At 65.3% G+C, this 14529-nt stretch carries 13 protein-coding genes; 3 read left to right on the top strand and 10 right to left on the bottom strand.

All coding sequences use genetic code 11. The features are described from left to right. Window positions 1-7 precede the first annotated feature (7 nt). From AC2YJX_RS21580 to AC2YJX_RS21620, 9 genes are read right to left on the bottom strand one after another with little or no spacing between them, the layout of a single operon-like run. Window positions 8-1138: an FAD-dependent oxidoreductase gene (locus AC2YJX_RS21580; RefSeq protein WP_487257234.1), complete on the bottom strand. Its 1131-nt coding sequence runs from the start codon at window positions 1136-1138 to the stop codon at window positions 8-10. Beyond that, a complete protein-coding gene (locus tag AC2YJX_RS21585) occupies window positions 1135-1485 on the bottom strand; it encodes a Rieske (2Fe-2S) protein (protein WP_487257235.1) in 351 nt (116 codons plus the stop codon). Before AC2YJX_RS21585 ends, AC2YJX_RS21580 begins: the two co-directional genes overlap by 4 nt. A 9-nt stretch (window positions 1486-1494) precedes the next feature. Continuing rightward, complete coding sequence (locus AC2YJX_RS21590; RefSeq protein WP_487257236.1) at window positions 1495-2436, bottom strand: VOC family protein; 942 nt, start codon at window positions 2434-2436, stop codon at window positions 1495-1497. Window positions 2437-2482: 46 nt separating this feature from the next. After that, a complete protein-coding gene (locus tag AC2YJX_RS21595; RefSeq protein ID WP_487257237.1) occupies window positions 2483-3646 on the bottom strand; it encodes an alpha/beta hydrolase family protein in 1164 nt (387 codons plus the stop codon). A gap of 4 nt (window positions 3647-3650) precedes the next feature. Continuing rightward, entirely contained in the window at window positions 3651-4148 is a 498-nt protein-coding gene (locus tag AC2YJX_RS21600; protein WP_487257238.1) for a nuclear transport factor 2 family protein, read from the bottom strand. Window positions 4149-4167: 19 nt separating this feature from the next. Continuing rightward, on the bottom strand, window positions 4168-6567 hold the full coding sequence (locus tag AC2YJX_RS21605) for an efflux RND transporter permease subunit (protein WP_487257239.1): 2400 nt from the start codon (window positions 6565-6567) through the stop codon (window positions 4168-4170). Next, window positions 6564-7598 carry a WD40/YVTN/BNR-like repeat-containing protein gene (locus tag AC2YJX_RS21610; RefSeq protein WP_487257240.1) on the bottom strand — a complete coding sequence of 345 codons (1035 nt, stop codon included), beginning with the start codon at window positions 7596-7598 and terminating at the stop codon, window positions 6564-6566. The genes AC2YJX_RS21605 and AC2YJX_RS21610 overlap by 4 nt, the downstream gene beginning before the upstream one ends. 13 nt (window positions 7599-7611) lie before the next feature. After that, complete coding sequence (locus tag AC2YJX_RS21615; RefSeq protein WP_487257241.1) at window positions 7612-8964, bottom strand: DUF1329 domain-containing protein; 1353 nt, start codon at window positions 8962-8964, stop codon at window positions 7612-7614. A gap of 14 nt (window positions 8965-8978) precedes the next feature. Beyond that, window positions 8979-10643 (bottom strand): DUF1302 domain-containing protein, encoded by a 1665-nt coding sequence (locus AC2YJX_RS21620; RefSeq protein ID WP_487257242.1) that lies wholly within the window; start codon window positions 10641-10643, stop codon window positions 8979-8981. Window positions 10644-10797: 154 nt separating this feature from the next. Here AC2YJX_RS21620 and AC2YJX_RS21625 point away from each other — a divergent pair, with 154 nt between their 5' ends. Both AC2YJX_RS21625 and AC2YJX_RS21630 read left to right on the top strand, forming a co-directional pair. Continuing rightward, window positions 10798-11709, top strand: a complete 912-nt coding sequence (locus tag AC2YJX_RS21625; protein ID WP_055401989.1) for a LysR family transcriptional regulator — start codon at window positions 10798-10800, stop codon at window positions 11707-11709. A 187-nt stretch (window positions 11710-11896) separates the two neighbouring features. After that, window positions 11897-12799, top strand: coding sequence for an EamA family transporter (locus AC2YJX_RS21630; RefSeq protein WP_487257315.1), 903 nt, complete (start codon window positions 11897-11899; stop codon window positions 12797-12799). Between the two features lie 16 nt (window positions 12800-12815). Here AC2YJX_RS21630 and AC2YJX_RS21635 read toward each other — a convergent pair whose 3' ends face one another. Then, a complete protein-coding gene (locus AC2YJX_RS21635; protein WP_055401991.1) occupies window positions 12816-13331 on the bottom strand; it encodes an Lrp/AsnC family transcriptional regulator in 516 nt (171 codons plus the stop codon). Window positions 13332-13491: 160 nt separating this feature from the next. Here AC2YJX_RS21635 and AC2YJX_RS21640 point away from each other — a divergent pair, with 160 nt between their 5' ends. After that, on the top strand, window positions 13492-14508 hold the full coding sequence (locus tag AC2YJX_RS21640; protein WP_055401993.1) for a 1-aminocyclopropane-1-carboxylate deaminase: 1017 nt from the start codon (window positions 13492-13494) through the stop codon (window positions 14506-14508). Window positions 14509-14529: the final 21 nt, after the last annotated feature.

Raw genomic sequence — 14529 nt, forward strand, 5'->3', positions numbered from 1 at the left:
CCTCGCCTCAGATGGGTTGGGACAACGCCATGAGGGACTCGCGCATGATGCGCGAGTGCTCCTCCTTGTCGCCGCCTTCGATCTCGATCTCACCCAGCCGGGCGGAGTTTTCGACCACCATGCGGCAGCGCTCCCAGCGCCGGGCTTCAAAGGCCGACAACGCGGTCGGTACATCGCCCGCCTGCGCCAGTTCATCGGCCAGCACCAAGGCGTCCTCGATCCCGATGCAGGCCCCGGACGCCAGATGCGGCGTGGTAGCGTGCACCGTGTCACCAATTAGCACCACCCGGCCGCGCGACCACGGGCGTGGCATGAGCAGGCCTTCGAGCGGGCGAAACACAATCTGTGAATCCGGTCCGATCTGGCTGCGGATGGACTGCAGCGTGGGGGCGGAAAACCCGTCGAGCAATGCGCGCAAACGGTCCGCAAAGGTGGCCGGATCAACATGGTCGTTGGTAGGGCGCGGCTCGGTGACGAAGAGGTACATCTCGGTCTTGGAGACAGGGTTCACGCCAGGTTTGATCTTCGGGCCCATCCACATCGTGGCGGTCTCGATCTCTGGCGGCCTGGGCAGGACGGCGCGCCACACGGCCTGGCCGCTGTAGCGCGGCTGGGGTGCGTTTTCAAACACCGTCTCACGAACCTTGGAGTACAGGCCATCGGCACCGATCAAGAGTTCATAGCGCTGGCGCTGTCCATCGGTGAAGGTGACCTGCACGCCGTTGGCCTCTTGCTCAATGGCAGAGAAGGTGCAGCCCAGGCGGACGTTGGCGCCCGCCGCGCGGGTGGCCTCAGCCAGGATGCGGGCCAGCACCGGGCGCATGATGGCGCCACCGCCCGGGATATCGTCCCCCGCAATGCGGGGCGTGGGCAAGGTGGCCACCAGAGGGCCGTGGGGCAGGTGCAGGTTCACGCCGTCCGAGGCGTTGCCCTGCGCCAGAAACGCTTCGAGAATTCCCAGGCGCCGAAACGCCCGCAGCGTGGCGCCCCCCAGGCTGATGCCCGCACCGTAGCTGCGCCAGCCAGGGTCGATCTCTACCAAGTCCACCTGCGCACCCAGCTTGCGCAGTTCGATGGCGGCTGCCATGCCGGAAAAGCCCCCGCCGATGATCAAAATCCGTTGGTGAGAAAGGCTCATGGGTTTGTCTCCTTGTGATTGGTAGGGGCGATATGGATCTCGCCGTTCGCTTGTACTTTCAATGGCACGGGCACCAAGGCGTCGCCCAGGCACGGGCCCAAGGTACACAGCCCATTGGTGATGTCAAACAGCGCGCCGTGGGCCGCGCAGACGATGCGATCACCCACCGCATTCAGGTACTTGTCCTTGCGCCATGCCATGGGGGTGTCCAGGTGGGGGCACAGATCGGCATAGGCGTACAGCCGCTCGCCCTGGCGCACGATGAGCACCGTGTCCTGCCCACGGCCTGCGGGGTCAAAGCCCCGCGACTCGCCATCGGGCAGATCGTTCCAGTGGCAGAGCTTCATGGTCGGCTCTCAGTGCGGTGCACCCGCAGGTGGCGGGCCCGAAGGCGCCCACTTCTCGCGGTGTTGAAAGAGGAAGAGCTGCGAAGCATCGGCACTCATCGGCACCTCGCGCGCGGCCCAGGTGTCGTCATGCTGGTCCATGTCGGCGTCGTACTCCACGTGGCAGCCCAGGGGCGAGTTGAAGTACCAGAACCAGTTGCTGCCAAACTTGTGGCGCCCCGGCCCCCAGAAGCTCTGGTAGCCCTTCTCGACAAAGCGGGTGCCGGCCAGCAACACATCGGTAGGGCCACCCATGTGGAAGGTGAAGTGTTCGCAGCCCTTCATGAACGGCGGTGTCTGGATCATGAACAAGGTGTGATGGTCTTGCGTGCCCGCAGGGCGCAAGAACGGCCCCACACCCTTGAAGCGATCGGTGCACACAAAGCCCAGTCGGGCATAGAACGCCTCGGCCTTGGCCGCGTCGGGCACGAAATACACCACATGCGACAGCGAACGGGGCCGCGCCGCCATGTCGGGCGACAGGCCCAGGGCGTTGGGCCCACGCTGCGGGACGGCACCGGGCGCGTTCACGGCCTCGGCAGGCAATGCCAGCGGCTTGCGCACCGTGACCTGGAAAGCGAGGGCAAAGCCCAAGTCATCGGTGGTGCGCAGCACGCCGCCCTGGCGTACTACGTCGCGGTCGCGCGCCAGCTCGGCTTCGATGGCGTCGAGCGTGGCCGCATCTGCGACCCCGTAGACCGTTTCGCGCAACATGCTGGCAGTGCCCAGCGCGGGTGGCAGGGAAGGATCGCCCTGGGAGCGGATCTCCACGCATGTGCCGTCCAGCGCTTCAAAGCGCCCACCAGCAGCGGTGACGCCCACGGGAGTGAGTCCGTAGTCGGTGAGGTACTGGGCGCAGGCAGCGACGTCGTCCACGCCAAAAACGAGCGCGTCGGGTCCGATGATGTTCATCTGTTGATCCTTGGTGGTAGAGGTTGTCAGGGCAGGTGCGGGGCTCTCAGGCGGTATGACCACCCAGGGTCTGGGCCACCCAGTCGGCGATGTAGTGGCCGGCATTGATGCTGTTGTCAAAGCTGGCGTGCTGCGATCCACCCTCGCGGTCGGTGAACACCTTGAGTTCGCGCAGGGGGCTGTTGACCAGCTGCTCATAGGTGCGGTGCGCCCACTTGAGCGGGATCTGCGAGTCGCGCTCGCCGTGCGTGACCAGGAAAGGCACCTTGATCTTCTCGACCACGCCATCGAGGTGCACGTTTTCCGCGATGCGCATGAAGTCGTCCACGTCCTTGGCCCCCCAGACCCAGCACACGTGAGCCCAGTAGTGCGGCACGGGGAAGTCGCCTTCCTTCTCCAACCGGCGCTTTTGCACATCGCGCCAGTCGTGGTTGGCGCCCCAGGCCACGCCGCAGGCAAAACGCGGCTCCATGGCCACCACGCGGGGACAGTAGTAGCCGCCCAGCGAGACACCCTCGCAGCCGATGCGCTTCGGGTCCACGTCGGGGTGCTGCTCCAGCCAATCCACCACGCGGCTGGCCCAGTGTTCGGCGTCGTAGCGTGCGGTCAAGCCCTGCAGGCGCAGTGCCTCGCCCGTGCCGGGCTGATCCACCACCAGGGAAGACACGCCGCGCTTGGCCAGCCAGGCCGGCAGGCCCACGAGCACCTTCATCTCCTTGCTCGAATCCAGGCCGTTCAGCTGCACGCACAGCGGTGCGCGCTCGCCGGGCTGGAGGCCGTCGGCGGGGTAGTACAGGGCCGAAAGGTGTTTGCCTTCGTAGGGAATCTCCACACGCTGCACGCGGTCGCCCATCAGGCGCGAGCCCTGGAGGAACAGCGCCAGCGCGCTCTGGTAGATGGCCAGACGGCCCGGCGCGTTGTGCGCCTGGAGCCGCTCGGCGGTGATCAGGTAGCCCGAGGCGCGGCGGTACTTTTCGCCGGCCGACAAAAGGCGGCCCTTGGCCTCGTCTTCGGCGGCCAGTTCGCAGAGCCGGTCGGCCATGCTCACCCAGGTCTCGCGGAAGGCCGCGGTGCCGGCAGCGTCGGGCGCCTTGGCGGCCTCCTGCAGGGGGGCGCACATCTGCTCGATCTCGCCGATGCGCGCGCCCATCTCGATGGCCAGATTGACGGAGAGGTTCCAGACGTAGTTGGTGGGGAAGTACTTGAACATAGGATCACTTTGCGGGGGCTTGGGAGGCACGCGGGCCAATGCCCAGCGTGCCAAAAAAGACGGCCGTGGGCGCGTCGGAATAGTCAGGGACAAAGCGGAAAGACCGGATCTGCCCATCGGTCACACGGAGCACGTCGCGGCCCACGATGCGTTCCACACCGGCGCGGCGATACAGCTCGCTGCGCACCTCCAGCAGTGCAGACACCCGGTCCCCATCCACCTCGGTGCTCAGCACAGACAAACGGGCCTGCGGCCGAACCACCGTGGCGTCGACGTAGTGCGCCAGGCAACTGGGGTTGTCCATGGCCGGAGTGCAGCCGGGAAAGTCCGATCGCTCCACATCCGGCGCGATGAGCGCGCGCACGGCGGCCATGTCACCCGCGTGCACTGCGGCGATGTAGCGATCCAGCACTGCGGCCGGTTGGGGGCTGGGCTGGGCCTGTGCGCTGACGCATGCCAGCAACATACCGGCAGCAACGCACATCGTGTGGGTCGTGGTCATGGTTCGTCCTCGTTGTCAGTCAATGAGCGCCCTGCGGCACCCCGTGCACACCGCGCCCAGTCGCGCGGACGTTGGCGATGGGCGTCGCAGGCTTCAGTAAAAAGTGGGCCAGTGCGGGCAACAACACCAGCGCCCCCAGCATGTTCCAGAGGAACATGAACGCCAGCAGCAAGCCCATGTCGGCCTGGAACTTGATCGGGCTCGCCACCCAGGTGATCACGCCCACAGCCAGCGTGACGCCCGTCAGCATCACGACCTTGCCGGTGAACAGCAGGGCGCGGTAGTACGCCTCCGACAGGCTCTTGCCTTCGCGCAGTTGCGACAGCGTGATGGACAGGATGTAGAGCGCGTAGTCCACGCCGATGCCCACGCCCAGCGCAATCACCGGCAGCGTGGCGACCTTTACGCCCATGCCCAACGCCACCATCAACGCTTCGGCCAGGAAGGACGTGACCACCAGCGGCAGCACGGCCACCACCACCGCCTTCCACGAGCGGAAGGTCACAAAACACAGCACGACCACCGCCCCGTACACCATGAGCAGCATGGTTCGCCACGCGTCCTTGACCACGATGTTGGTGGCCGCCTCAATGCCCGCAGACCCGGCGGCCAGCAGAAACTGGGTGTCTGCCGTGTTGTTGCGCTGGGCAAAGGCCTCGATGTGGCCCACGACGCGCGCCAGGGTGTCGGCCTTGTGGTCGCGCAGATAGACGTACACCGTCAACAACCCACAGGCATCGTTGTAGAGCCCACGGGGTGCGCTGGCCGTCACGGTGTTGAGCATGTCCTGGTTGGGCAAGAACTCGTACCACCGTGGGTTGCCTTCGTTGAGGCTCGACAGCACCCGGCGGTTGAGCAGAGAGAGCGAGTTGGTGCTCTCCACGCCGTCGATCTGGCGCAGCTCCCATTCGAGCGCATCGACCTTGTTCAGCGCATCGAAGTGGGAGCACTGACCCTCAGGCGTCTTGACCATCACCGCCAGCACGTCACTGCCCGCGCCGTAGGCTGCGTTCATGAATCCCACATCGCGGTTGTAGCGGCTGTCTGCGCGCAACTCGGGCGCCCCCGGGTCCAGGTCGCCAATCTTGAGCTGCGTGCTGACAAGAAAGCCCCCCGCCCCCATGACCAGCCCGGCGGCCACGGCCACCGTGGCCCAGGGCCGCTGGGTGAAGCGGTCGAGCAGAGCCCACAGCGGGTGTTTGGCTGAGCCCGCCGCATCGGCCTGTTCGGCGCGCAGGCTGCGCTCGGCAGCCACCGCACTGACGCCGGTGTAGCTCAACAAAATGGGCAACAGGATCAGGTTGGTGAAGATCAGCACCGCCACGCCAATCGACGCGGCAATCGCCAGTTCGCGGATGACCTGGATGTCGATGACCAGCAGCACGGCAAACCCAACTGCGTCTGCCAGCAGGGCCGTCAAGCCCGCCAGGAACAGGCGCCGGAATGTGAAGCGCGCAGCCACCAGCTTGTCCACGCCCCGTCCCACGTCCTGCATGATGCCGTTCATCTTTTGCGCACCATGGCTCATGCCGATGGCAAACACCAAAAACGGCACCAGGATGGAATACGGGTCGAGTGCATACCCCAGCAAAGGCAGCAGGCCCAGCTGCCACACCACGGCCACCAGCGACGCCAGCACCACCAGCAGCGTGGAACGGATGCAGCGCGTGTACCAGAACACCATGGCCGTGGCGATGGCTACCGCCATGGCAAAGAACACCAGCACGGCCCGCACGCCATCAATCAGGTCGCCCACGATTTTGGCAAAGCCAGTGATCTGGATAGCCACGCCTTCGGCCTCGTACTTGCCGCGCAGCGTCTCCAGCTGCCGCGACAGCAGGGCGTAGTCGAGCGACTGGCCCTGAGCATCCTTGGCCAGCAGGGGCACAAAGATCACGGTCGATGCGGCATCGCGCGCTACCGTCTGGCCGATCTCTCCGGAGCGCGCCACGTTCGCCGCGAGTTGCTGCAGCTTGGCTGACGATCCATCAAAACCATCGGGAATGACCGGCCCACCTTCCAGGCCGTCTTCGGTGACACCCACCCAGCGCGTGGTGGGGGTCCACAGCGACTTCATCCGCGCACGGTCCACACCCGGCAGCAAGAAGACCTCATCGGACAGGCGGCGCAAGGTGTCCAGGTACTGCGCGTCATAGATGTTGCCCTGGGGGCGGGCAACGGCCACGCGCACCGCATTGCCCAGGCCACTGAGTTCCGACTGGTAGGCCAGAAAATTCTGGATGTAGGGGTGGCTCGTGGGAATGGTCTTTTCAAAGCTGGCATTGAGCTGAAGCCGCGTGGCCTGCCAACCCAGCAGGGCTGTGACCAGGGCGCACAGCAACACGACTACGGCTCGGTGGTTGAACAGCGCGCGCTCGATCAACGAGCCCGAGCGGGTATCGAAGGAGGGCACGCTCATGGCCGTGCCTTCTGTGCCACCACAGGCACTACACCGGCTACGCCCAGTGCGAGCAAGGGGCCCTCGCGCTGCGGCAGCAGCGCGGACGGCACGGGTACGGGTGCCGCGTTCAGGGGCACCAGTGCCTCGCCCTGCTGGCGCAGCACTGCGCCCGCCTGTGTGGCAAACCACAGTCCGCCCTTGCCATCGTCGGCAGCCGCGGTGATCGTGCTCTGGGTGGGCGATGCTAGCTGCGACCAGGTGTTGCCCGCGTCGTCCGAGCGCCAGGCGTTGCCCCGCAGGCCCGCCAGGACCACACGCCCGTTGGCGTTCAGATCGCCCGCAAACCAGCTGCCCTTGTAAGGCGATGGCAATGCCTCAAACGTATCGCCGCCGTCGCTGGAGCGGGCAAGCAGCCCCTGCTCCCCCGCCAGCAGCAGGGTATTGCCCTGGCGCCGCGCCACATACCAGTGCAGGGCCTTGGGATTGGGCAACCTGCCCATCCAGGGCGCCCAGGTCTGTCCGCCATCGGCGGTGTAGAAGGCCAAGCCATAGGCGCCCACCGCCAGCATGCGCTGGGCGTCCCACACCACCACATCCATGAAAGGCTTGTCCGGGCCATCGGCCACCAGGCGCTCTGCGTCCTGCAGCGCCTGGGGCGTGGTAGCGGCCGCCTTGGCCAGCGCGGCCAGGCGCCGCCCGTCCAGCCGCAGCGCCCAGCTGGCGCCGGCATCGGACGTGGTCAGCACCGTGCCGCCATGGCCCACGGCTACACCGTGGCGCTCGTCCGCAAAACGTACCATCGTCAGGCTCACACTGACCGGGCAGGCCGCCTGTTGCCAGGTCACGCCCCGGTCGTCGGACAGCGCGACCACTCCGCGCTCGCCCACCGCCACCAGCCGCTGCCCTGCAGCGGCAGCTGCCAGCAGCACGGCGCGCTGAGGTGCCTTCACGCTCAGTGCAGGGCGCTGGAGTGCATCCCCCACCTGTGCGAAGGCGCAGCCCGCCCCCGCCGCAGCGATGGCTGCAGCTACATAGATCGCAATACGCATGGTTCCGTCCCGCTCAGCGGACACCCTCACCCGCCATGGCATCGGGCGAGAAGAAGCTGTCCGGGCGACGCGGCACGATCTTGTAGTGCTGGTTGCGCTCGTTGACCACGCCGCTGGCATACCAGGCACCAGAGATCAGATCGTTGAAGCCCCACTGCTGCTGCGGCGTGGTGGCAGGAAGGTCAGGCATCACCACCGGGTGGGACCAGATGGTCTTCCACAGCTGGCCCTTGGCATCCCAGCGGTCGCCCAGCACAGCCACCCAGGTGTCTTCGTCCACGTAGTAGCGGCTCTTGGGTGCCTGATGGCGCTGGCCGGGCTTGAGGGTGGCCTCCACCACCCACACGCGGTGCAGCTCCCAGCGCACGTGGTCGGGGTTCAGGTGATTGGCCAATAGCACATCGCTGTCCTTGGTGGGCGCATGCAGGCGGTTGCTGTTGTAGGGGATCAGCATCTCCTGCTTGCCCACGACCTTCCAGTCAAAGCGGTCGTTGCGCCCGGCAAAGACGTCGATTTCGTCGAAACTTGCCACGCCTGCGGTGGCAGGCGTGGGCGTGTCGCAGCAGGCATTGGGCAGCTTGCGCACACGGCGCTGCCCCGTCAGGTACACCCACGATGCGCTCTTGTCCTGGTCCAGGTGCGACCGGCCCGTGATGGCCTCGCCCGCACGCACCGGTGGGCCGCTGTTGACCAGGCGGATGGTCCAGTACTCGCCCGTGAACTTGTCGTGCTGCCCCTGGGCGTAGTAGGGCATCTGGAAGTCGCCGCGCCCCTCCACCGACAGCACGCGCTGGCCGTTGGCCGTGCCCAGGTAGCCCCGGAAGTCGGCCTGCCAGGCCTCGCCGCGCCAGTGCAGTTCGTGGTTGGCCATGATCTCCTCGCCGGTCTTGGGGATGGGGAACGGAATGCCACCGTAGGCACCTGTGACCTTCTCGCCATCGAGCTTGGCCTGCACGGCATTCTTGGCTGTGTAGTCATAAACCCACTGCGGCGCAGCGGCGGTGCGGTGCGTTTTGTATACATCGACCCGGAAGGTCTGGGGGTATTTTTTAAGCAGGGCCTGGGTGCCTTCGGTCAGCTTGCTCGCATGTTCGGCCATGTTGGCGGCGGTGACGCTGTACAGCGGCTTTTCGCCCGCGAACGGGTCGCCCCGGCGCCCGCCATTCTGGAACCCCGCGATGGGGGTGGTGTAGCCACCACTCCACGCGGGGATGGTGCCCTCCTTGTTGCCCGCGCGCTCGGCCCCCAGGGGAGTCAGCTCGGTTTTGAGTTTGGCGGCTTCCTCGGCGCTCACGGCGGCGTGTGCAGCGCTCAGGGCCACAGACGACAGCAGGCAGGCGCCCGCGATGTGCAGGTAGTGCTTCATGACAGAGTTCCAGATCAGAAAGTGGTGCGGACCGAGAGCGTCAGCGAGTTGCGGTCTTTGAGCGCTTGCTTGTATTGCGCGTTGTTGGCGGCATCGAGCGTGGGCGCGGCCTTGCCCAGGTAATGCACATAGTTCAGCGACACGTTCCATGTGCCCAGGTACACCCCGGCCAGACCGAGGTTGATGTCCCCGCCCTTGTCCACCCCAAACCCCGGGCCAACGGCTGACGAGGCGCCGAACGTGTAGCCCATGCCGATGGAGGGGGTGAGATCCAGGCCCGGCAGCACCTGCCGGTAGCTGGGCGAATACACCATGCGCACGCCAGTGGCCGATTTGTCGGCATTGGGGTTGAGCATCTGCGCATTGCGTGTGACCTTGGTGCGCTGGTTCCAGGCCACCTCGCCCACAAAGGACGCTTCGCGCGATATCCATGAAGGGCCCAGCGATGCAATCCAGGACACCTGCGCATGCGCTGTTTCGCCGACTGCGTAGCCCGGATTACTGTTGTTGTTGAGGCCCGCATTCACGCCAATGGTGGCCAGCGTGGACTGCCCAGAGCTGGCCAGGGGCGCGTTGTGGCGCACCGAGACTTCGCCCGCCAGGCCCCAGTTATCAATCGTCTTGGAGAAGCTGGCGCCATAGGCGCGCACACCCTCGTGGTACATCCAGCGGTAGCTGCTGGCCCTCAGCGCGGGGGGCAGGCCTACCAGCACGTTGTTGATGTTGCTGGGGGTGGTGGCGTGGTATCGGATGGCATAGAAACCCAGATCGGTGTCGATGGACTCGACCCGCCAGCGCAGCTGCAAGCCGCCCTGGCCCGAGTTCTTGGCATCCAGGTCCGCCTGCCGGATGAACGTGCCCGTTGGCCCCGCATTGATGCGCTCTGCACCCGGGCCCAGCGAATCACTGGTCGAGAGGTAGGCCCCCACGGGCATCAGCCGGGTCTTCTCCCACTCGTAGTTCACGTACGCGCCCACCGTCACGTCGGACGACAGTTGCACCTGCCCCGAGACCTTGCCGGTCGGCCGGGCCACTTCCTTGAAGGTGGAGTTGGGCACCGACAGCAGCTTGATCAGGTCCAGCGGGGCCTGGCCGCCCGCGATGCCGTTGGCGCCGAAGAACAGACTTTCGCCCCACAGCAGGGTATGGCGGCCCAGGCGCACGGTGGCCGGCTTGTCAGCCACGTCAAAACGCCCGTAGACAAAGGCGTCCAGCAGCTCGGCCTTGCGCCCCATGAGCTTGCGGGTCTCCGCCGGAAAATCGCTCGCAGGGCTGTGGTTGGACGTGAAGCTGGTGTTGTCCGTGTGGCTGTTGTAGACCTGGTCGTACCAGGCCGCCGCACTCAGGCGCGCACCGTAGCTGGGGCCGGTCAGATCCAGCTCGCTGAGCAGGTCCACGCGGTTGGACACCACGCCGCGCTTGAAATTGTTGTTGCCGTCGTTCTGGTTGGCCGTCACGGGCAACACGGAAGACAACTCAGGCAAGGCCGTGTTGAGGCGTCCGGTGAGGCTGTATTTGACGGTGTTGTCCCAGCGCAGCTTCCAGTCGGGGTTGCCAGTGTCCAGCTCGATGGCAGAAACACAGGGGGTGACAGCCAGAGTGGCAAGGGCCAGCGTGAGGCGGCTTCTGCGGCTTTGGGCAGCACCCCGCCGCACTGCGCCTGATGGGCAGTGTTTCATCATTTGTCTCCGTTCTGTTTTTTTGAGAATCTGATGACCAAAGGGGCTGGACATCGGTTCGGTGGCTACTGTAGGGAGTAAGCTCGCATTCGAAAAATGGATTTTTCAGATTCCATCAATTGATATCGCGAATATCAATATTTACCCGTAGCTCATGCGATTCAACAAACTCGACCTAAACCTGCTGGTGGCGCTGGACGCGCTGCTGACCGAACGCAATATCAGCCGCGCGGGTGAGCGCATCCACCTGAGCCAGCCCGCCACCAGCAATGCGCTGGCGCGGCTGCGTACGTATTTCGACGATGAGTTGCTGGTGCCGCAGGGCCGTCAGATGGTGTTGACGCCCCGCGCCGAGGCGCTGCTGGACCCGGTGCGTGAAGTGCTGATGCGCATCGACAGCACCATCGCTGAGAAGCCCCGCTTTGACCCCTCTACCGACACCCGGAGCTTCACGCTGCTGGTGTCAGACTTCACCACCACCGTGTTCATGCAGCCGCTGATCGAGAGGCTGTTTCACGAAGCGCCCGGGGTCCAGGTGCATCTGCGGGCGCAAAACGCCCGCCCCGTGGAGCAGCTGGAGGAGTACGGGGCCGACATGCTCATCATCCCCGAGCAATATGTGTCGGCCAAACACCCGAGCATGACGCTGTTCGAGGAGACATACATGTGCGTCACCTGGACGGGCAACCCGCACATCCAAGGCCAGCTCAGCTTTGACGACTATCTGGCGGCGGGACATGTGGTGGCCGACTACTCCGGCGCGCGGCAGATCCCCGCGTTCGATGGCTGGTTTCTGGAGCGCTTTGGCGTCAAGCGCCGCATCGAAGTCACCGCGCCCACCCTCGCATCCCTGCCTAGCCTGGTGATCGGCACAGCACGCATTGCCACCGTGCACAAGCGCCTTGCTCAACGCGCGCTGCAGTACGGGCTGCCCATCCACGTATGGGAGCCCCCCCTGGAAATCCCGGTGATGCGCCAGACCCTTCAATGGCACCGCCATCGGGACAAGGACCTGGCTCTGCAGTGGTTGCGCGAGCGCGCGATCGAGGTGGCTGCGCTTATTTAGAACGTGTTCAAGATTTTTTCAGGGTCGCACAAGGCCCTTGCCGGGATGGTATGCAAGGCGCAAGGCGCGCGAGAAATGTCTTGTTTTGATCGATATCCGGCCCATCGGTACCGGCCACCCCCAGCATGCCCACGCACAATCTCCCCATCCAGCCAGACCCTTCTACGGCCTCACCATGAATTTGCCCCTGCGCCCCCGTGACCTCGCCCTCGCCCTGCTCGTCATCGTCGTCTGGGGGCTGAACTTTGCCGTGATCAAGGTGGGCGTGGCCGACATCCCTCCCATGCTGCTGGGCGCGCTGCGCTACCTTCTGGCGGCGTTTCCGGCGCTGCTGTTCGTCAAGCCACCCAAGGTACCGCTGCGGCTGTACCTGCTGTACGGCATGACCATGGCCGTGGGCCAGTTTGCCCTGCTGTTCACCGCCATCCACATGGGCATGCCTTCGGGCCTGGCCTCGCTGGTGCTGCAGGCGCAGTCGTTCTTCACGCTGCTGCTGGCAGCCTGGTGGCTGCGTGAGAAATGGCTGGGCAACCAGGTGGCGGGCCTGGCGCTGGCAGGCGTGGGGCTGGTGCTGATTGGCAGTGCACCTGGGGCCTCCATGCCGCTGGCGGGCTTCGCGCTGACCGTGGCGGCGGCAGCGCTGTGGGGCTGCGGCAATATCGTGACCCGCGCCGTGGGGCGTTATGGGCCGATGAACCAGTTTGCCTTCATCGTCTGGTCCAGCCTGGTGGCGCCCCTGCCGTTTGTGGCCCTGGCGCTGGTGATGGACGGCCCCAGTGCTGTGCTGGCAGCGGTGCAAAACCTGTCGCTGAAATCCATGGCCGCCGTGGCCTACATCGCGTGGATCTCCACGCTGCTGGGCTTCGGGCTGTGGACCTACCTCATGTCGCGCTACCCCGTGAACCGTGTGGCGCCGTTCACGCTGCTGGTGCCCGTGGTGGGCCTGACCACGGGCTGGGTGGTATTTGGCGAGCAGTTGCTGCCTGTGCACTTTGCGGGCGCCGGGCTGCTGATGGCGGGGCTGGTGGTCAACCTGTTTGGCGGCACCGCCTGGACGGCGGTGATGGGGCGGCTGCGCGGGGCGCAATAAAGAAATGGGGCTTGCGCTACACCGCCAGCGGCAGCTCTGTGGTCGAAAGCACATTGCGCAGCACCATGAATGAGCGCACCTGCCGCACGCCCGGCAGGTAGAGCAGTTGCTCGGCGTGCAGGCGATTGAAGCTGTCGTTGTCGCGCGTGCGCACCAGCATGAAGTAGTCAAACTCGCCAGTGACTACATGGCATTCCATGCAGCCCGACACCTTGGCCGCCGCCTTTTCAAATTCGGCAAACGACTCGGGCGTGGAGCGGTCCAGCACCACACCAATCATCACCAGCATGCCCGCCCCCACGGCCTGGGGGTTGAGCAGCGCGACCACCTTGTCGATGAGCCCCAGGCGCTTGAGACGCTCCACCCGGCGCAGGCAGGCGGGTGGGCTCAGGTGCACCTTTTCGGCCAAAGCCACGTTCGACAGCGACGCGTCGCGCTGCAGCTGGCGCAAGATGGCTTTGTCGGTGCGGTCCAGTTCGGCCGAGACATCGGCCTGCGGCACATTCTTGACACGAACTTTTGTTGCGCACATAGATTATTCAGAGAAATATTTTCCACTCATATTCTCTTCCATAAACCTTAAACGCCGTAATTCGAACAAATTTTGCAACCACGTGATGCGCGCATTTTTCTACGATGAAGGCACTGCAAGCCCCCCGCTTGCGCCTTCTCTTCATCGACCGGAAACCGCCATGAACCTGCAGAAATTTGCCCGCCACCCGCTAACCTTCGGCCCCTCGCCCATCACACCGCTGCCGCGCCTTTCGGCCCACCTGGGCGGCAAGGTGCACCTGTACGCCAAGCGCGAAGACTGCAACTCGGGCCTGGCTTTCGGCGGCAACAAAACCCGTAAGCTCGAATACCTCATCCCCGAAGCGATTGCAGGCGGCTACGACACGCTGGTGTCGATTGGCGGCATCCAGTCCAACCAGACGCGCCAGGTGGCTGCCGTGGCGGCGCACCTCGGCATGAAGTGCGTGCTGGTGCAGGAAAACTGGGTCAACTACTCCGACGCGGTGTACGACCGTGTGGGCAACATCGAGATGAGCCGCATCATGGGCGCCGATGTGCGCCTGGATGCTGCGGGCTTCGACATCGGCATCCGCCCCAGCTGGGAGCAGGCCATGGACGATGTGAAAAAGGCCGGTGGCAAGCCCTTCCCCATCCCGGCCGGTTGCTCCGAGCACCCGTATGGCGGCCTGGGCTTTGTGGGCTTTGCCGAAGAGGTTCGCCAGCAAGAGAAGGAGCTGGGCTTCCAGTTCGACTACATCGTCGTGTGCTCGGTCACGGGCAGCACGCAGGCCGGCATGGTGGTGGGCTTTGCGGCCGATGGCCGGGCGCGCAAGGTGATCGGCATCGACGCCTCGGCCAAACCCGAGAAGACCCATGCGCAGATCCTGCGCATCGCCCAAAACACCGCCAAGCTCGTGGAGCTGGGCCAGGAGCTGACCGCCGAAGACGTGGTGCTGGACACCCGCTACGGCGGCCCTGAGTACGGCCTGCCCAACGAGGGCACGCTCGAAGCCATCCGCCTGTGCGCGCGCCAGGAAGGCATGCTCACGGACCCGGTGTACGAAGGCAAGTCCATGCACGGCATGATCGACATGGTGCGCAAGGGCGAGTTCCCCGAAGGCTCCCGCGTGTTGTACGCGCACCTGGGAGGCGTGCCAGCGCTCAACGCCTACAGCTTTCTTTTTCGCAACGGCTGACGCGTCCAGCGAGCAGCACCA

This window comes from Acidovorax sp. SRI_002, assembly GCF_057586455.1.